The organism is Pseudaminobacter sp. Soil_N_29 (assembly GCF_057656055.1).
Window position 1 is genome coordinate 915,429 of sequence record NZ_JBDGLC010000001.1, and the last position, 16,078, is coordinate 931,506.

Sequence of the window (16,078 nt, forward strand, 5' to 3'; positions counted from 1 at the left end):
ATCCCGCCGCCGGATACTCTCAGCCGTTGGCAGTGCCGAAATTGGCGTCGAGCTGCTTCTCCAGTTCGACCAGGTCGGCCGGCAGCGGCATGCCCATGGCGCGCAGTTCGTTGAGCTTCTCGCGGATGCGCTCGTAGATTTCGTGTGCGTCTTCGGGCCGGTCGACCATCTGGCCAACGAGATAGCCGATCTGCGCCTTGAGTTCTTCCAGTGCCATCGGCGTCTCCAAAGGCTTCAGCTCACGGACGAATAGCTCTCTGAGGTTACCACCGTGCGGGAGCGCGGACTGATCACCTTGCGGTAGAGATGCCAGGTGGCGTGCCCGAGGATCGGCATCACCACCGCAAGGCCCGCAAATAGGGGCAGCGAGCCGATGACCAGGCAGACCGCCACGACCAGCCCCCAGAACAGGATCTGGAGCGGATTGACCAGAATCGTGCGCACGCATGTCTCCACCGCCGAAACCACGCCGACGTCGCGATCGAGCAGCAGCGGGAAGGCAATCACGGTCGTGGCGAGCGCCACCACGGCGAAGCAGAAGCCGATGAGATTTCCCCACAGGATCAGCTGATGGCCGGCATAGGTCCGGAAGACCTCGTTGAAGAAAACGCGCATCGAGGCCGGCGCTTCGGGCCCGAACAGCGAAACATAGAGCGCCTTGGCGCTGAGCAGCCAGACGATGAAGAGCACGAAGAGCCAGATGCCGAGCGCAACGATGGATGGCAGCGCCGGCGAATGCCTAACATCGAACGCATGGCCCCAGGATGCATCAAGGCCCAATTCGCGCCTGCGGCTGATCTCGTAGAGGCCGATCGCGGCGAGCGGCCCTAGCAGGGCAAATCCCGATGCCAGCGGAAACAACAGCGGCAGCGCGTTGCGGCCGGAGGTCCATGACGCCAGGAAAACGCCAACAAGCGGGTAGATCACGCAAAGAAAGACATAGTGGGAAGGCTTTTCCCAAAAATCCCGCGCGCCCTGTCGAAGCGCGTCGAGCACATCCGCAAAACCGATCTTGCGCACCGTGATGCGTTCATAGCCTTCGGTGGCGCCTGCCATGACGTGGAAACCTGCCATTGCCGTTCCTCCACTGTTGGAGCGGCCACTGGTACATCCCGGCGCGCGAACTCTCGCCACGACGAACCGTGACCCGCACGGCAGCGATAATAATCCTTCAGGCGCTTCTTGTCGCGTCACGAACGTTTCAGGGATGAGAGAAACGCCGCTGTGGAGCGAGATGGCCTTCCCTGAACCGCCTTAGCGCAGCAGACGGGAGATGAGCTGGGCGGTGTAGTCCACCATCGGCACGATACGGGCGTAGTTCAACCGGGTGGGCCCGATGACGCCGAGCGCGCCGACCACGCGGGCATCCTTGTCGCGATAGGGCGCGACCACCAGCGAGGAGCCGGAAAGCGAAAACAGCTTGTTTTCCGAACCGATGAAGATGCGCACGCCCGACCCAGCCTCTGCGAGATCGAGAAGCTGCTCCATGCTTTGCTGCGTCTCGAGGTCTTCGAACAGATGCTTCAGCAGCTCGATGTCGGCCTGGGCGGTGAGGTTTTCCAGGAGATTGGCGCGGCCGCGCACGATGAGGCGCGCCGGCAAGCCGGTTTCGGCGCCGGCCCATATCGCCAGCCCCTTTTCGACCAGGTCCTGGGACAGCGCGTCCAGCGCGGCGCGCGTCTCCTCCTTCAGCCGCGCGATCTCGCTTCTGGCCTCCACCAGCGTGCGGCCGCGCACATGCGCGTTGAGGTAGTTCGAGGCCTCGATGAGCTGGGAGGCAGTGACGCCGGCGGGCAACTCGACGACGCGGTTTTCCACATCGCCGTTCTGCGAAACCATGATGGCGAGGGCCCGGCGCGGATCGAGCTGGATGAATTCGATGTGCTTCAGCGGCACTTCGTTCTTGCTCGCCAGCACCAGGCCGGCGCCGCGCGACAGGCCCGAGAGCATCTGGCTGGCGTCGATGAGCATCTGTTCCAGCGTGGCGCCGCTGCCGGCGGCCTTGAGCTGGGTCTCGATCGAGCGGCGCTCTTCCTCGCTGAGGTCGCCTATCTCCATGAAGGCATCGACGAAGAAGCGCAGGCCCTGCTGGGTGGGCAAGCGGCCCGCGGAAATATGCGGCGCATAGATCAGCCCAAGCTGCTCCAGGTCGCTCATGACGTTGCGCACGGTGGCGGGCGACAGGCTGGAAGGCAGCATGCGCGCCAGATTGCGCGAGCCGACCGGCTCGCCGTCTTTCAGGTAGGATTCCACGATGCGACGGAAAATCTCGCGCGAACGCATGTCGAGCGACGGCAACATTGGATCCAGAACAGGCTTCGTCATGGTCTCATCAAACCTCCGGAATCAAGATATAGATTCACCCAGCCGGAACACAACCGTGCCGCGGTGCCGCTGCTTTTCCTTTGCGCCAGGGCCGGCATGAGGCTACAAGCCGGCTAGAAAACAGCTCTCAAGAAGAAAGAACCGCATGCGCCCTTCCAAACGCCAACCCGACGAAATGCGCCCCATCTCGTTCGAGCGCAACGTTTCCAAGCACGCGGAAGGCTCCTGCCTCGTCAAATTCGGCGACACGCATGTGCTGTGCACCGCCAGCCTTGAAGAAAAGGTGCCGGGCTGGATGCGCAACACCGGCAAGGGCTGGGTGACGGCCGAATACGGCATGCTGCCGCGCTCCACCGGCGAGCGCATGCGCCGCGAGGCCGCCGCCGGCAAGCAGGGCGGCCGTACGCTGGAAATCCAGCGCCTGATCGGCCGCTCCTTGCGCGCCGTGGTGGACCTGCAGGCGCTGGGCGAGATGCAGATCACGGTCGACTGCGACGTCATCCAGGCCGACGGCGGCACGCGCACGGCCGCCATCACCGGCGGCTGGGTGGCGCTGCACGACTGCCTGCGCTGGATGGAAGCGCGCCAGATGATTTCGGTTGCCAAGGTGCTGAAGGACCATGTCGCCGCGATCTCCTGCGGCATCCATGAGGGCCAGCCGGTGCTCGACCTCGACTACCTGGAAGACTCCTCGGCCGGCACCGACGCCAATTTCGTGATGACGGGCAAGGGCGGCATCGTCGAGATCCAGGGCACTGCCGAAGGCGCGCCCTTCTCTGAAGAAGAGTTCACCAATCTGATGACGCTGGCCAAGAAGGGTATTTCGCGGCTGGTGAGCCTGCAGCAGATGGCGGTGGCCTGAGGCAAAAATGCGCCCCTCCGGCATCCTCGAAAGCGCCCTCTACGTCTCCGACCTCGACGCGGCGGAGACGTTTTACGGCGAGGTGATGGGGCTGGAGCGCATTGCCAAGGTGCCGGGACGGCATGTCTTCTTCCGCTGCGGGCAAGGCGTGCTCCTGCTGTTCAACGCCGAGGCGACGCGGCATCCGCCCGCCTCGGACGCGAAACTTCCGGTGCCGCCGCATGGCACGGTGGGTGAAGGCCACCTCTGCTTTTCGGGCACCGCCGATGAAATTGCGCGATGGAAGGCCCATCTGCAGGCCAGCAACGTCGCCATAGAAGCCGATTTCGAATGGCCAAACGGGGGCCGTTCCATCTATTTCCGCGACCCTTCAGGCAATTCGCTGGAGATCGCCGAACCACGTATCTGGGGTATCTGAATGCGCATTCTGACCGACCGGGAAATCGTCGTCGCCAGCCACAATGACGGCAAGCTGCGCGAGTTCGCCGACCTGATGGCGCCGTTCGGCTTCAAGGCGAAGTCGGCGAAGGAGTTCGGCCTGCCCGAGCCCGACGAGACCGGCACCACCTTTGAGGAAAACGCCGCGATCAAGGCGCTGGCTGCCGCAACCGCGACCGGCCTGCCGGCGCTGTCGGACGATTCCGGCCTGTGCGTGGATGCGCTCGACGGGCAGCCGGGCGTCTACACCGCCAACTGGGCCGAGATGCCCGACGGCAGCCGCGACTTCGCCATGGCCATGCAGCGCACGGAAGACGCGATGAGCGAGGCAGGTGCTGTATCGCCGGAGAGCCGCAGCGGCCGCTTCGTGGCGGTCATCTGCGTGGCCTGGCCGGACGGCCACACCGAATATTTCCGCGGCGAGGCCGAGGGCCAGCTGGTCTGGCCCCCGCGCGGTGAGAAGGGGTTCGGCTACGATCCGGTCTTCTTGCCGGAAGGCCACGAGAAGACTTTCGGGGAGATGACGGCCGAGGAAAAGCACGGCTGGAAGCCGGGCCAGGACAAGGCGCTGTCGCACCGCGCCCGCGCCTTCCAGAAATTTGCCCGCGCCATGCTCGGCGCGGCGTGAAGGACGCGATATTGACCAGCAGCGAACCGGGCTTCGGCGTCTACATCCACTGGCCGTTCTGCGCGGCCAAGTGCCCCTATTGCGACTTCAACAGCCATGTCCGCCACCAGCCGGTGGACCAGGAGCGCTTTGTCCGCGCCTTCGAGGCCGAACTGGCGACGATGCGCCAGCGCACCGGCCCGCGCGAGGTGACCAGCATATTCCTCGGCGGCGGGACGCCCTCGCTGATGAAGCCGCAGACGGTGGCGGCCGTACTCGACGCGGTTGCCGCCAACTGGACCGTGCCGCAGGGCGTGGAAATAACGCTGGAGGCCAATCCCTCCTCCGTCGAGGCCGAGCGCTTCCGCGGCTATCGCGCCGCCGGGGTCAATCGCGTTTCGCTGGGCGTTCAGGCACTGAACGACGCCGACCTGCGCTTCCTTGGCCGGCTGCACAATGTCGAGGAAGCGTTGCAGGCCATCGCGCTGGCGCGCGAAACATTCCCGCGCCTGTCCTTCGACCTGATCTATGCCCGGCCCGGCCAGACGCCGCAGGCCTGGGCGGCCGAGCTGAAGCAGGCGATAGGCCACGCCGTCGACCACCTCTCGCTCTACCAGCTCACCATCGAGGAAGGCACGCGCTTCCACGCGCTGCATGCCGCGCACAAGTTCGAGCTGCCGGACGCCGACCAGGCGGCCGAGCTCTATGCGATCACGCAGGAGGTGACGGCCGCGCACGGGCTGCCTGCCTACGAAATCTCCAACCACGCCAGGCCCGGCGCCGAAAGCCGGCACAATCTGATCTACTGGCGTTATGGCGAATATGTTGGCGTCGGCCCCGGCGCGCATGGGCGCTTCGTGGAGGACGGGCGGCGCGTGGTGACCATTGCCGAGAAGATGCCCGAGACCTGGCTCGAGCTGGTCGAGACCAAGGGCCACGGCGTCACCGGCGGCGAGATACTGACCCGTTCGGAGGAAGCCGACGAATTCCTTCTGATGGGCCTGCGGCTTGTCGAAGGCATCGACCTCGTACGCTACGAGGCGCTTTCGGGGCGGGAATTGTCTCCGGCGCGGGTGTCGATATTGCGGGACGAAGGGCTGATCGAGCCCGTCGGCAATTCGCGCCTTCGCGCCACCCCTTCGGGCATGATCGTGCTGGACGCCGTGGTGGCCGACCTGGCGCGGTGAGACGTCGGCTGCGCAGTCGATGAAGCTGTCCGTCGCTACCGCGCTTGAAAGCTTATCCACGATTTCGTCACCCTCCCCGAAATGCTACAGCTTCCACGTGGCATCGCAGCGGGGAGACACAGCCCATGACCACTTTCGCATCCTGGCAGTTCTGGGCAGTGCTGTCGGCCGCCTTCGCCGCACTTACCGCCATCTTCGCCAAGGTCGGCGTTGAAAACGTCAATTCCGACTTCGCCACGCTGATCCGCACCATCGTCATCCTGCTGGTGACAGCCGGCATCGTGGTCGCCACGGGACAGGCGCAGGCGCTCGGGTCGATCTCCACGAAGACCTATGCCTTCCTGATCCTGTCCGGGTGCGCCACGGGTGCTTCGTGGCTCTGCTATTTCCGCGCGCTGAAGCTTGGGCAGGCCGCGCAGGTGGCGCCGATCGACAAGCTAAGCGTGGTTCTGGTCGCGGTGTTCGGCGTCGTTTTTCTTGGCGAGAGGCTGACCGGCGCGAACTGGCTTGGCATCGCGCTGATTGCCGCCGGCGCGGTGCTGGTCGCCTACCGCGTCTGACCGGCCCGATTTTCAGGAGCGGCGCGAAAGGTCTTTTGCAACGCGCGCCCGCCCATGCGAAAGAGGGCGACCAAGGAGACGGCAGCGTGACGACGGACAGCGGCAGGAAAAGTTTCATGATCGGGCAGACCGAGGTCGCCGCCCGGCCGCTGGAGGTAGCGCTTTACCTCGTCGCCACGCCCATCGGCAATCTCGGCGACATCACGCTGCGCGCGTTGGAAACGCTGGCCGGCGCGGATGTGCTCGCCTGCGAGGACACGCGCGTCACCCGCGTTCTGCTCGACCGCTATGGCATCCGCCAGCGCCCTACGCCCTATCACGAGCACAATGCGGCCGAGGCCGGCCCGCGGCTGATCGAGGCTCTGGAAGCAGGCAGGAGCGTGGCGCTGGTGTCCGACGCCGGCACGCCGCTGGTCTCCGACCCCGGCTATCGGCTGGTGGAGCAGGCGCTGGAAAAGGGCATCCGCGTGGTGCCGATCCCCGGCCCATCCGCTGTTCTGGCGGCGCTCACCGCCTCGGGCCTGCCGTCGGACGCCTTCATGTTCGCCGGCTTCCTGCCGGTGAAGGACGGCCAGAAGCGCACCCGCTTGTCCGAGCTTTCAGCCGTACCGGCGACGCTGATCTTCTTCGAGTCGCCGCGCCGGCTGGCCGACACGCTGGTCGCCATGGCCGACGTCTATGGCGACAGGCCGGCCGCAATCGGCCGCGAACTCACCAAGACCTTCGAGGAGATGCGCACCGGCACGCTGGCCGCCCTTGCGGCCCACTATGCCGAGGCGCCGACGCCCAAGGGCGAGATCGTCATCTGCGTCGGGCCGCCGGCCGCACAGGCTGCGGCTGCGCCGGAAGATGTCGACCGCCTGCTGCTTTCGCTCGCGGCCGAAATGCCCGCTTCCAAAGCGGCCGCCGAGGCCGCGCGCATGACCGGAGGCCAGAAGCCGGCGCTCTATCGCCGCCTGCTCGAACTCAAGGAAGGCGGCGATGGCTGACACGCTGGCGCGACGCAAGGCCTACCGGCGCGGACATCGCGGCGAATGGCTTGCGGCACTCGCGCTGATGCTGAAAGGCTACCGCATCGTCGCGCGCCGCTACCGCACAAAACTCGGCGAAATCGACCTCATCGCCCGACGCGGAAACCTCGTGCTGATCGTCGAGGTGAAGGCCCGGCCGACCCTTGGCGAGGCCATGGAAGCGGTGGCCTATGGCTCGGAACGCCGCATCGAGGGCGCGGCGGATCTCTGGCTGTCGCGCCAGCCGGATTACGGCCGGCTTTCCGTGCGCTTCGACCTGGTGGCGGTGTTGCCGCGCCGCTGGCCGGTGCATGTGGAGAATGCATTCCAGGGGCGGAATTGAGCGTGGGGCTTTACGCTGACGGCCGATGCCCTTAACAGGCCTCGCAAAGCTTGCGACGCGGGCAATCGCGTCCGCATCGCGCCAAGGATTACTGGAGAAAGCAATGACCCTTCCCGACCGGCTGAGCATCGACCCGCGCAGCCCCTTCTTCGATGACGAAGTGCTGGAACGCGGCGTCGGCATCCTGTTCAACGGGCGCGAGCGCGAGGATGTCAGTGAATATTGCGTCAGCGAGGGCTGGATCCGCGTGCCGGCCGGCAAGTCCAAGGACCGCTTCGGCCAGCCGATCACCATCAAGCTCAAGGGCACGGTCGAGCCTTTTCTGCGGGCCTGAGCGTCGGAGAACGCCTTCCGCCACCGAGCCTGACCAGACTTTCAGTTGGTGACATGATTGGCGAAAGCCGAGGTGACATCCAATCTCCCCCCTTGTGGGGGAGGTGAGGACAGAGGGGGCAACGTAGAGCAACAAGCCGGCGGCCTTACCCCCGCCGCGTCACCCGCATCGGCAGGCCGCCTTGCGGCTGGGTGGTCAGCTTCTGCACCGGCCAGGGTTTTGTCTCCGCCACAGTGTCGAAGCGGAAGCGCGAGAGCAGGACGGCGAGCGCGACGATCGCCTCCTGCATGGCAAAGCTGGCGCCGATGCAGACGCGCGGCCCTGCCCCGAACGGCAGGTACTGGAACCGGTCGATCTTTTCGCGGTTGCCGGGGTGGAAGCGCGACGGCATGAAGGCATCCGGCTGGTCCCACAGCTTGCGATGGCGGTGCACCGTCCAGGGCATGACCAGCACCGCCGCCTTGGGCGGAATATAGAGGTCGCGGTAATATTCGGGCTCGATCGGCTCGCGGTTGATGGAGGGCGCCGGCGGATAGAGCCGCAGCGCTTCCTCGAAGGCCGCGCGCGTCAGCGGCATGGCGTCGAGCCACTTGGTCGGGTCGGGCTCGCGCGCCAGCACCGCGTCGATCTCGGCCTCGATCGGCGCGCGCTCCCACGGCGCCTCGGCCAGGCAATAGAGCGTCCAGCCGAGCGCGCGTGCGGTGGTTTCGTGCCCGGCGCCAATGAAGGTGATGATGTTGTCCTCGATCTCGCCGCGCGCCAGCCCGTCCGGCCCCTCGGCGCGCAACAGCAGGGTCAAAAAATCCTGCGGAACGGTATCGGGCTCGCGCTCCAGCCTCTCCTTGCGCATGGTCATCGTGTCGGACACGATTTTCCGGAAATAGGCCATGGTCTTGCGGCCGCGAATGCGGGTTATGCGCGGCAGCCAGTCGGGCGCGCGCAGGAGGTCGAGCGGATCGACCCGGCCCATGGTCTCGAACAGATGGTCGACTTGATGCCCAAAACTGCCCGGCTCGCCCGCGATCTCGCCGGAAAACAGCGTCTCGGCGAGGATTTCGTAGGTCAGCGTGGTCATGTCGCGGGCGACGTCGACCGTGCCGGTCTCGCCCTCGTAGCGCTCCACGAATTCCAGCGTGCGCTTCAGCATCGGCTGCGCAAATCCGAATATGTTGCGCGGCGTGAACACCGGCGCCATGGCCTTGCGCGAGCGCTTCCACACCTCGCCCTCGGCGGTCAGAAGCCCGTCGCGCAGGATCGGCCGCAGGATCTTCTGGCGCACCGTGGCCATCTTGTAGTTCTTCGCATTGTCCACCAGCACGTGGCGGATCAGGCCGGGATCGTTGGCGATCACCAGCGGCCCGCCGATGCCTGAGACCGAAATCCACGGCTCGTTGTAGGAAGGCTCGCCCCACAGTTCGAGCGGGTTGCGATAGACGATGCGGATCATCTGCAGCGTCGAGGGCGGCGTGCTGCGGGGTTTTGGCGCGGGCGGAATGAAGGGAGCGGGCGCGGTATCCATCGTGTCCTCCGTCCGGTCTATGTAGGCGGGGCGCGGCCGCGCGTCCACAGAAACGAAGACCGTCCCGCAAAGGATGAACGCAGCGTCACCGGCAAATTCCCGCCGAGGGCCGATGGTGCTCGCTTGCCTTCCGGGCGGGATAGGCCCATTTCCTCCCTAAGTCACCTTTGGTGACTGGATTGCATAGGGAATACGACTTTGACACATAAGCTCCACATCATCATCGGCAGCACCCGGCCAGGCCGCGTCGGCCCGGTCTTCGCAAAATGGTTTGCCGATTTCGCGCGCGAGCACGGCAAGTTCGAGCCGGTGCTGGTGGACATCGCCGAGTTCGAACTACCGCTGTTCGACGAGCCGAAGCACCCGCGCCTTGGCCAGTATGAGAACGAGCACACCAAGCGCTGGGCGCAGACGATCGCCGAGGGCGACGCCTTCGTGTTCGTGACGCCGGAATACAACTACTTCATCCCGGCGCCGCTGGTGAATGCCATCACCTATCTCTCGGCCGAGTGGCGCTACAAGCCGGCCGGCTTCCTGAGCTACGGCGGCGTTTCGGGCGGTCTTCGCGCGGTCGAATCGGCCAAGCCGCTGCTGATGGTGCAGAAGGTGGTACCGATCCCCGAAGGCGTGCCGGTGCCGAACTATCCGCAGTTGCTGGTCGATGGCGAGTTCAAGCCGAACGACCTCATTCTCGCCAGCGCCACGACGATGCTGGACGAGCTTGACCGCTGGACCGGCGCGCTGAAGGCGCTGCGCCCGGCCAAGCAGGCGGCGGCCGCCTGACCCGCGGGCGTGGCCAAAACGAATTCGCCCTGTCTGGATCCAGGCAGGGCGGATGGCGGAGAACCGGCTCATGCCCGCCATTTTCCGGCCCGGCTTGCTGGCCGCAGCAGAATCCGGCCTTGGCGGCCCCGCCCGCGGTAGCCGCCACGACCGCGCTCGACCTGGTGCGTCGCGAGGCGTTGCCCTAATTCCCGGCCCCGCTCCGGGTCTGCTGGCACGAAAGCCGACGCAACGATCCGCTCCCCCGCATCGCCAGCGACGTGCTGGCAAAAGTGCTCGCCGCGAAGGCGGACTTGCTGCGCAGCGAACGCGACGTTCGACGGCTGCGTGAAGCCCGGTGAAACGATCCCGTAAAGCGCCCAATTTCCCCCGCAAAATCCTTGTAAAACTTGGAAAAATGGCTGGGAACCCCTATATCTTGATTATAATCGGGTGCGCGATTCGAGGGGCTTCGCGCGTACCTGTCCCGCGACAGAGAGACGAAAGCACTTCATGAGCGATACGACCGAGAACCAGGCCGGTGCGCAGCCTGAATATGGTGCCGATTCCATCAAGGTCCTCAAGGGCCTGGACGCGGTGCGCAAGCGGCCCGGCATGTATATTGGCGACACCGACGACGGCTCGGGCCTGCACCACATGGTGTATGAAGTGGTCGACAACGCCATCGACGAGGCGCTGGCGGGCCACGCCACGCTCGTCACCGTCACGCTCAATCCCGACGGCTCCTGCACGGTGACCGACAACGGCCGCGGCATTCCGACCGACCTACACCCTTCCGAAGGCGTCTCGGCGGCGGAAGTCATCATGACGCAGCTGCACGCCGGCGGTAAGTTCGACCAGAACTCCTACAAGGTCTCCGGCGGCCTGCACGGCGTCGGCGTGTCGGTGGTCAACGCGCTGTCGATCTGGCTGAAGCTGAAGATCCGTCGCGGCGGCAAGATCCACGAGATGAAGTTCACTCATGGCGTGGCCGATGCGCCGCTGGCCGTTACCGGCGATGCGGGCACTGAAACCGGAACGGAAGTGTCGTTCCTGCCCTCGCCCGAAACCTTCACCATGGTCCAGTTCGACTTTTCGACGCTGGAACACCGGCTGCGCGAGCTCGCCTTCCTGAACTCCGGCGTCCGCATCATGCTGACCGACAAGCGCCACGCCGATGTGAAGAGCCAGGAGCTGCTCTACCAGGGCGGGCTCGAAGCCTTCGTGAAGTATCTCGACCGAGCCAAGAAGCCGCTGATCCCCTCGCCCATCGCCATCCGCGCCGAGCGCGACGGCATCACGGTGGAAGTGGCCATGTGGTGGAACGACAGCTATCACGAGAACGTGCTGTGCTTCACCAACAACATCCCGCAGCGCGACGGCGGCACCCATCTGGCCGGCTTCCGCGGCGCGCTGACCCGCCAGGTAACCAGCTATGCCGAGACCTCCGGCATCTCCAAGAAGGAAAAGGTCTCGATCACGGGCGATGACAGCCGTGAGGGCCTGACGGCGGTGCTTTCGGTCAAGGTACCGGACCCGAAATTCTCCTCGCAGACCAAGGACAAGCTGGTTTCCTCCGAGGTGCGGCCGGTGGTCGAAAGCCTGGTCAACGAGGCGCTCGGCACCTGGTTCGAGGAGCATCCTTCGGAAGCCAAGATCCTGATCGCCAAGGTGGTGGAAGCCGCCGCCGCGCGCGAGGCCGCCCGCAAGGCGCGCGAACTGACGCGTCGCAAGGGCGTGCTCGACATCACCTCGCTGCCCGGCAAGCTCGCCGACTGCCAGGAGCGCGACCCGGCCAAGTCCGAACTCTTCATCGTCGAGGGTGACTCGGCAGGCGGCTCGGCCAAGGGCGGGCGCTCGCGCCAGAACCAGGCGATCCTGCCGCTGCGCGGCAAGATCCTCAATGTGGAGCGCGCGCGCTTCGACCGCATGCTGTCGTCCGACATGATCGGCACGCTGATCACGGCGCTGGGCACCTCCATCGGCAAGGACGAGTTCAACGCCGACAAGCTGCGCTACCACAAGATCATCATCATGACCGACGCCGACGTCGACGGCGCCCACATCCGCACGCTGCTGCTGACCTTCTTCTTCCGGCAGATGCCGGAGCTGATCGAGCGCGGCCACCTCTATATCGCGCAGCCGCCGCTCTATAAGGTCTCGCGTGGCAAGAGCTCGCAATATCTCAAGAACGAAACCGCCTTGGAGGAATTCCTCATCGGCACCGGGCTTGAGGAAGCCTCGCTGACGCTCGGCTCGGGCGAAGTGCGCGCCGGCCAAGACCTGCGCGCCGTGGTGGACGATGCGCTTGCCGTGCGCGGGCTGCTCAACGGCCTGCACACGCGCTATTCGCGCAGCATCGTGGAACAGGCGGCGATTGCCGGCGCGCTCGATCCGGCCATTCTCGACGATCTCGGCCGGGCAAACGAAATGGCCGAGACCATCGCCACTCTTCTGGACGCCATCGCGGAAGACACCGAGCGCGGCTGGCATGGCCGCACGGCGACCTCCAACGAGGGCCCCGGCGGCTACATCCTCGAGCGTACCGTGCGCGGCGTGAAGGAATCCGCCTTTCTCGACATGGGGCTGCTGCATTCGGCCGACGCGCGCGCGCTCGACCGCTTTGCCGGCCGTCTCGGCGAGGTCTACGGCACCGTTCCTGTGCTGCGCCGCAAGGAGACTTCCGAGGCGATCTCGGGGCCGATGGCGCTGCTCGACACCATCTTCGCCACCGGCCGCAAGGGCCTGACCATGCAGCGCTACAAGGGCCTTGGCGAGATGAACGCCGAGCAGCTTTGGGAAACCACGCTGGACCCGAACGTGCGCTCGCTGCTCCAGGTCAAGATCTCCGACGCAACAGACGCCGACGCCCTCTTCGCGCGGCTGATGGGCGACGAGGTGGAGCCACGCCGCGAGTTCATCCAGGACAACGCGCTTTCGGTGGCAAACCTGGACGTGTAAGCCGCCCACACCACTGGTCAGTGTCAGAAATAGTGAGAATCTTGTTTGCGGGAGTGAGAAACTACGGAACAAGATTCTCGTTCTTGAGAAAGTTCACCCCGAGAGACCACCCGAATGAAGCATTCGTCTCTGAGACCGAACGGCTGGCGCCGAAATGGAGCTCATGCGGCGCGGTGAACTGCCCCAGGCATTGACAGGCGGAGAGCACACGCCGATCTCGACCGCTGATCCTTAGCGCATCAGCGGGGATCCTGGCGTCGCTTCCGTCCTTGATAGCCACGAGCAATTGCTCGATCCCATTCCGCCCGATCGGCGCTACGACCCCGAACCTGCCGATTTCGCACCACTGGTCGGCCAGCGGCGCATAGGGGGCTTGCGGGTCGCGTGGCGCCGCAAGGTGCTTGCGGCGGGCCCAGGCGATATCGAGGCCGGCTAGGTCGAAGACAGCAGAGCGTCCAAGATCGCCGATAAACATCCGCGCGAAGATGCAAGGGACCTTTGTAATCACCTCATGGCATGAACAGGAGAACCGCATAGACGACGAAGAGCGCCAGATGCATCATTCCCTGCATGGGTGAAGTTCGCGGCCCGAGGAAGGTCAGTGTCGTCAGGGCGAGGGTGAGCACGAGCAGGACCGTGTCAGCGGCGTTCAGCCCCAGCACCACGGTCTTGTTCATGATCAGGCCGATCGCCAGCACTGCGGGTACGGTCAGTCCCACCGTTGAGACGAAAGCGCCGAGGCACAGATTGATGGCGCGCTGCATCTGGTTGGCCACCGCCGCCTTGACCGCCGTGATGGATTCCGGCGTAAACACGATGATTGCGATCAGGACGCCGCCCACGGCGGCCGGTGCGCCCGCCTGTTCAATGCCAAGATCGATCAGGATGGCCAAATCATGGGCAAGCAGCACGATAGGCAGGATAAGCGCCACGAGGATCACAGAGCGAATCAGAATTGCACGCTTGTGCAGCGGCATCCGCGCGTCTGGACCTTCCGGCGGAGCCGATTCAGGTTGGATGAAGAAGCGTCGATAGCTTCTTGTCTGCATCGCGAGGAAGGTCGCGTAGAGGATTACCGTCAGGACGGCGAGCGCGATGGCCTGCCCCGGCGCGAAGGTCCCGTTCCCGGAACTGACGACATTCGGCAAAACCAGCGCGGAGCCTGTCAACAGCACAATCATCGACAGATATGCCACGGCGCCCTGGGAGTTGTATTCCTGCTCGCCGTTTCGCAAGCCGCCGAAAAGCAGGCAGATACCGGTTACCAGATTCATGATGATCATCATGACCGCGAAGATTGAATCGCGTCCGATTGTGTCGGACTGTCGAGGACCGACCATGACCGCCGTTATCAGGATGACCTCGATCGTGACGATGGTGAGGGTGAGGATCAGCGTGCCGTAAGGCTCGCCAAGCTTGTGGGCGAGGTGATCCGCCTCGCGCACGACGCCGAAGGCGGCGAGCAGGATCGTGGAGAATAGCACCACAAAGCCGATGATCGCCACGGGGGTGGAAAGGGGATCGGCCAGCCATGAGCGGCGGCCGATCTGGAACATGACGACGATCACCCATGATAGCGCGAGCCGCAGCACGGTTTCGACGGGGAACAGTTCGCGGATGAAGGTCGGCGTTGGAAGCGTCTCGGAAAGGGGAGCGGTCGAAGACATCAAAACCCTCTGACAACGGGGCCGTCCCCTGACGATGCTTCCGCAACAGGTCGTCCTGCACGCTCGCCACCTGACACATTAGCAAAGCTATTGCTCCTTCCCACGTATGTCTACCAAGGACAGAAGTAGGAATAGGTGGCTGCGATCGGCTGGCCTCCTCCAGTGTTGTCGGACATATGCGGTTGTGTGTTGGACGGTCTGGATCGCTGACCTCATTCGCGGACCGGCTTCCATCACCAGCTCGATCCCGCCTTCCACCTCTTGGTGGCGCTCAGGCGCGTGACGCGATGGGCGCACCGGCTGGCGTCGTTCCGTCTGTCAGTTCCGCCAAATGGAGTGGGTCAGAGGCCCACGCGCCCAATCCACTGGTTGGAATTGTATTTTTCCTGGTACTTGTCCGCGGCCAGTTGCTCCAGGAATGAGGTGTCGAAACCCTCTTTGGCGGGCGCCTCCTTCTGGATAACGCCTGCCTTGAGATAGGTCTTGCTGAACAGGTCCCACGTTCCGGGCGCATAGCCCGCCTCGCAGTCCTTGCCGTCGAACAGCGCGCCCCAGCCCTTGCTGTCGGCAGGCGCCCTGGGCGCCTCGGACGGCAGATCCTCGCAAAGCGGCTTGCCGCCAGCCAAGGCAAAGGCGCCAAGGTTCTGGCCGAGGTTCAGCATGATGGCGCCGGCCTGGTTGAGGCGAACGTCGGCGTCTGGCCAGCCCAACCCCTTGGCGACAATGGCATCGCCCTCGGCCGGGTTCTGCTTCCACCAGTTCACGGCCTCGAACCAGGCCCGGACAAGTTCCTTGGCGACCTCGGGCTTTTCCGTGATCCATTGCTCGTTGCAGGCGATGGCATCGGAAATGAGGCCGCGCTCCCAGGTGCGATCGTCGAGACTGGACTTGAAGATCTTCGCGCCCGGCCGCTTCAGCGATTGCGAAGCGAAGGGCTCGTAGTTCACATCGATGTCGAGGCCGCCGCTGGTAAAGGCGGCGGCGCTTTCCTGCGGCAGCAGTATCACATGCTGCAATTCCGCGGGGTCGATGCCGGCCCGTTGCAAAGTGAGCAGCATCCACATGTGATTGAGGAAGCCGAAATCGGCGCCGAACTTCTTGCCCTTGAACTCTTCGACCGCGTTGATGTCCTCGGCCACGATCATCTTGTCGAGCCCGTAGGACATATTGGAGAAGGCCACGACCTTGACGGGAAGATCGCCGGAGCGTGCCACCACCATGCTGTCCAGCGTGTTGTTCATGCACTGGACCTGGCCGGACGTGATGGCGGCGTTCTTCTCCGTGATACCCTCGATGATGCTCACATCGAGGTCGATCTCGGGCGCTAGGTTTTTCTCCTTCACGATGTACCAGGCGGCATAGGGCGAGAACGAGATGATGGCTACCCCGACCTTCTCCTTGGCGTGGGCAGTTCCGGTGGCGCAGCAAGCGCCCAGAAACAGGGTGGAGAGTAAACGCAGGGTCTTGGTCAGCATGGTCGTCCCTCCTTGAATTATCTTGCAT

17 protein-coding genes are annotated in these 16,078 nt (G+C 64.7%); 10 read left to right on the forward strand and 7 right to left on the reverse strand.

Annotated elements, in window-relative coordinates; translation table 11 throughout:
• Positions 1-19 precede the first annotated feature (19 nt).
• The 3 genes from AC3A4H_RS04350 to hrcA form a co-directional block, all read right to left on the reverse strand.
• Positions 20-217, reverse strand: a complete 198-nt coding sequence (locus AC3A4H_RS04350; RefSeq protein WP_348777834.1) for a hypothetical protein — start codon at positions 215-217, stop codon at positions 20-22.
• 17 nt (positions 218-234) lie between these two features.
• Positions 235-1,074: a DUF2189 domain-containing protein gene (locus tag AC3A4H_RS04355; protein WP_487765577.1), complete on the reverse strand. Its 840-nt coding sequence runs from the start codon at positions 1,072-1,074 to the stop codon at positions 235-237.
• 180 nt (positions 1,075-1,254) lie between these two features.
• The gene (hrcA, locus tag AC3A4H_RS04360; protein WP_487765578.1) at positions 1,255-2,325 is read right to left on the reverse strand and encodes a heat-inducible transcriptional repressor HrcA; all 1,071 of its coding nucleotides are present in this window, start codon (positions 2,323-2,325) and stop codon (positions 1,255-1,257) included.
• Between the two features lie 145 nt (positions 2,326-2,470).
• Here hrcA and rph point away from each other — a divergent pair, with 145 nt between their 5' ends.
• The 8 genes from rph (at position 2,471) to AC3A4H_RS04400 (ending at position 7,666) form a co-directional block, all read left to right on the forward strand.
• Positions 2,471-3,187: a ribonuclease PH gene (rph, locus tag AC3A4H_RS04365; RefSeq protein WP_487765579.1), complete on the forward strand. Its 717-nt coding sequence runs from the start codon at positions 2,471-2,473 to the stop codon at positions 3,185-3,187.
• Positions 3,188-3,194: 7 nt separating this feature from the next.
• Positions 3,195-3,605: a VOC family protein gene (locus AC3A4H_RS04370; RefSeq protein ID WP_487765580.1), complete on the forward strand. Its 411-nt coding sequence runs from the start codon at positions 3,195-3,197 to the stop codon at positions 3,603-3,605.
• Positions 3,606-4,253, forward strand: a complete 648-nt coding sequence (gene rdgB, locus AC3A4H_RS04375) for an RdgB/HAM1 family non-canonical purine NTP pyrophosphatase (RefSeq protein ID WP_487765581.1) — start codon at positions 3,606-3,608, stop codon at positions 4,251-4,253.
• An 11-nt stretch (positions 4,254-4,264) separates the two neighbouring features.
• On the forward strand, positions 4,265-5,419 hold the full coding sequence (gene hemW / locus AC3A4H_RS04380; protein WP_487765582.1) for a radical SAM family heme chaperone HemW: 1,155 nt from the start codon (positions 4,265-4,267) through the stop codon (positions 5,417-5,419).
• Between the two features lie 125 nt (positions 5,420-5,544).
• Positions 5,545-5,979, forward strand: a complete 435-nt coding sequence (locus AC3A4H_RS04385) for an EamA family transporter (RefSeq protein ID WP_487765583.1) — start codon at positions 5,545-5,547, stop codon at positions 5,977-5,979.
• Between the two features lie 116 nt (positions 5,980-6,095).
• A complete protein-coding gene (gene rsmI, locus AC3A4H_RS04390) occupies positions 6,096-6,968 on the forward strand; it encodes a 16S rRNA (cytidine(1402)-2'-O)-methyltransferase (protein WP_487765584.1) in 873 nt (290 codons plus the stop codon).
• Positions 6,961-7,332, forward strand: coding sequence for a YraN family protein (locus AC3A4H_RS04395; RefSeq protein WP_487765585.1), 372 nt, complete (start codon positions 6,961-6,963; stop codon positions 7,330-7,332). Before rsmI ends, AC3A4H_RS04395 begins: the two co-directional genes overlap by 8 nt.
• A 103-nt stretch (positions 7,333-7,435) precedes the next feature.
• Entirely contained in the window at positions 7,436-7,666 is a 231-nt protein-coding gene (locus AC3A4H_RS04400) for a DUF3297 family protein (protein ID WP_487765586.1), read from the forward strand.
• Positions 7,667-7,811: 145 nt separating this feature from the next.
• Here AC3A4H_RS04400 and AC3A4H_RS04405 read toward each other — a convergent pair whose 3' ends face one another.
• Positions 7,812-9,185: a cytochrome P450 gene (locus AC3A4H_RS04405; RefSeq protein ID WP_487765587.1), complete on the reverse strand. Its 1,374-nt coding sequence runs from the start codon at positions 9,183-9,185 to the stop codon at positions 7,812-7,814.
• Positions 9,186-9,383: 198 nt separating this feature from the next.
• Here AC3A4H_RS04405 and AC3A4H_RS04410 point away from each other — a divergent pair, with 198 nt between their 5' ends.
• Together AC3A4H_RS04410 and gyrB are read left to right on the forward strand one after the other, a co-directional pair.
• Complete coding sequence (locus tag AC3A4H_RS04410) at positions 9,384-9,968, forward strand: NADPH-dependent FMN reductase (protein ID WP_487765588.1); 585 nt, start codon at positions 9,384-9,386, stop codon at positions 9,966-9,968.
• 492 nt (positions 9,969-10,460) lie between these two features.
• Complete coding sequence (gyrB, locus tag AC3A4H_RS04415) at positions 10,461-12,908, forward strand: DNA topoisomerase (ATP-hydrolyzing) subunit B (RefSeq protein WP_348777821.1); 2,448 nt, start codon at positions 10,461-10,463, stop codon at positions 12,906-12,908.
• Positions 12,909-12,969: 61 nt separating this feature from the next.
• Here gyrB and AC3A4H_RS04420 read toward each other — a convergent pair whose 3' ends face one another.
• The 3 genes from AC3A4H_RS04420 to AC3A4H_RS04430 all read right to left on the reverse strand — a co-directional run bounded on the left by AC3A4H_RS04420 (position 12,970) and on the right by AC3A4H_RS04430 (position 16,050).
• Complete coding sequence (locus tag AC3A4H_RS04420) at positions 12,970-13,383, reverse strand: hypothetical protein (RefSeq protein ID WP_487765589.1); 414 nt, start codon at positions 13,381-13,383, stop codon at positions 12,970-12,972.
• Between the two features lie 34 nt (positions 13,384-13,417).
• Positions 13,418-14,575: a calcium:cation antiporter gene (locus AC3A4H_RS04425; RefSeq protein WP_487765590.1), complete on the reverse strand. Its 1,158-nt coding sequence runs from the start codon at positions 14,573-14,575 to the stop codon at positions 13,418-13,420.
• Between the two features lie 341 nt (positions 14,576-14,916).
• Positions 14,917-16,050, reverse strand: coding sequence for an ABC transporter substrate-binding protein (locus AC3A4H_RS04430; RefSeq protein WP_487765591.1), 1,134 nt, complete (start codon positions 16,048-16,050; stop codon positions 14,917-14,919).
• Between the last annotated feature and the right edge of the window lie 28 nt (positions 16,051-16,078).

What these genes read in the sequence shown, in the direction of transcription:
- AC3A4H_RS04350 (WP_348777834.1), bottom strand. Translation starts at nt 217, where the DNA reads ATGGCACTGGAAGAACTCAAGGCGCAGATCGGCTATCTCGTTGGCCAG.
- AC3A4H_RS04355 (WP_487765577.1), bottom strand. Translation starts at nt 1,074, where the DNA reads ATGGCAGGTTTCCACGTCATGGCAGGCGCCACCGAAGGCTATGAACGC.
- hrcA (WP_487765578.1), bottom strand. Translation starts at nt 2,325, where the DNA reads ATGACGAAGCCTGTTCTGGATCCAATGTTGCCGTCGCTCGACATGCGT.
- rph (WP_487765579.1), top strand. Translation starts at nt 2,471, where the DNA reads ATGCGCCCTTCCAAACGCCAACCCGACGAAATGCGCCCCATCTCGTTC.
- AC3A4H_RS04370 (WP_487765580.1), top strand. Translation starts at nt 3,195, where the DNA reads ATGCGCCCCTCCGGCATCCTCGAAAGCGCCCTCTACGTCTCCGACCTC.
- rdgB (WP_487765581.1), top strand. Translation starts at nt 3,606, where the DNA reads ATGCGCATTCTGACCGACCGGGAAATCGTCGTCGCCAGCCACAATGAC.
- AC3A4H_RS04385 (WP_487765583.1), top strand. Translation starts at nt 5,545, where the DNA reads ATGACCACTTTCGCATCCTGGCAGTTCTGGGCAGTGCTGTCGGCCGCC.
- rsmI (WP_487765584.1), top strand. Translation starts at nt 6,096, where the DNA reads ATGATCGGGCAGACCGAGGTCGCCGCCCGGCCGCTGGAGGTAGCGCTT.
- AC3A4H_RS04395 (WP_487765585.1), top strand. Translation starts at nt 6,961, where the DNA reads ATGGCTGACACGCTGGCGCGACGCAAGGCCTACCGGCGCGGACATCGC.
- AC3A4H_RS04400 (WP_487765586.1), top strand. Translation starts at nt 7,436, where the DNA reads ATGACCCTTCCCGACCGGCTGAGCATCGACCCGCGCAGCCCCTTCTTC.
- AC3A4H_RS04405 (WP_487765587.1), bottom strand. Translation starts at nt 9,185, where the DNA reads ATGGATACCGCGCCCGCTCCCTTCATTCCGCCCGCGCCAAAACCCCGC.
- gyrB (WP_348777821.1), top strand. Translation starts at nt 10,461, where the DNA reads ATGAGCGATACGACCGAGAACCAGGCCGGTGCGCAGCCTGAATATGGT.
- AC3A4H_RS04420 (WP_487765589.1), bottom strand. Translation starts at nt 13,383, where the DNA reads ATGTTTATCGGCGATCTTGGACGCTCTGCTGTCTTCGACCTAGCCGGC.
- AC3A4H_RS04425 (WP_487765590.1), bottom strand. Translation starts at nt 14,575, where the DNA reads ATGTCTTCGACCGCTCCCCTTTCCGAGACGCTTCCAACGCCGACCTTC.
- AC3A4H_RS04430 (WP_487765591.1), bottom strand. Translation starts at nt 16,050, where the DNA reads ATGCTGACCAAGACCCTGCGTTTACTCTCCACCCTGTTTCTGGGCGCT.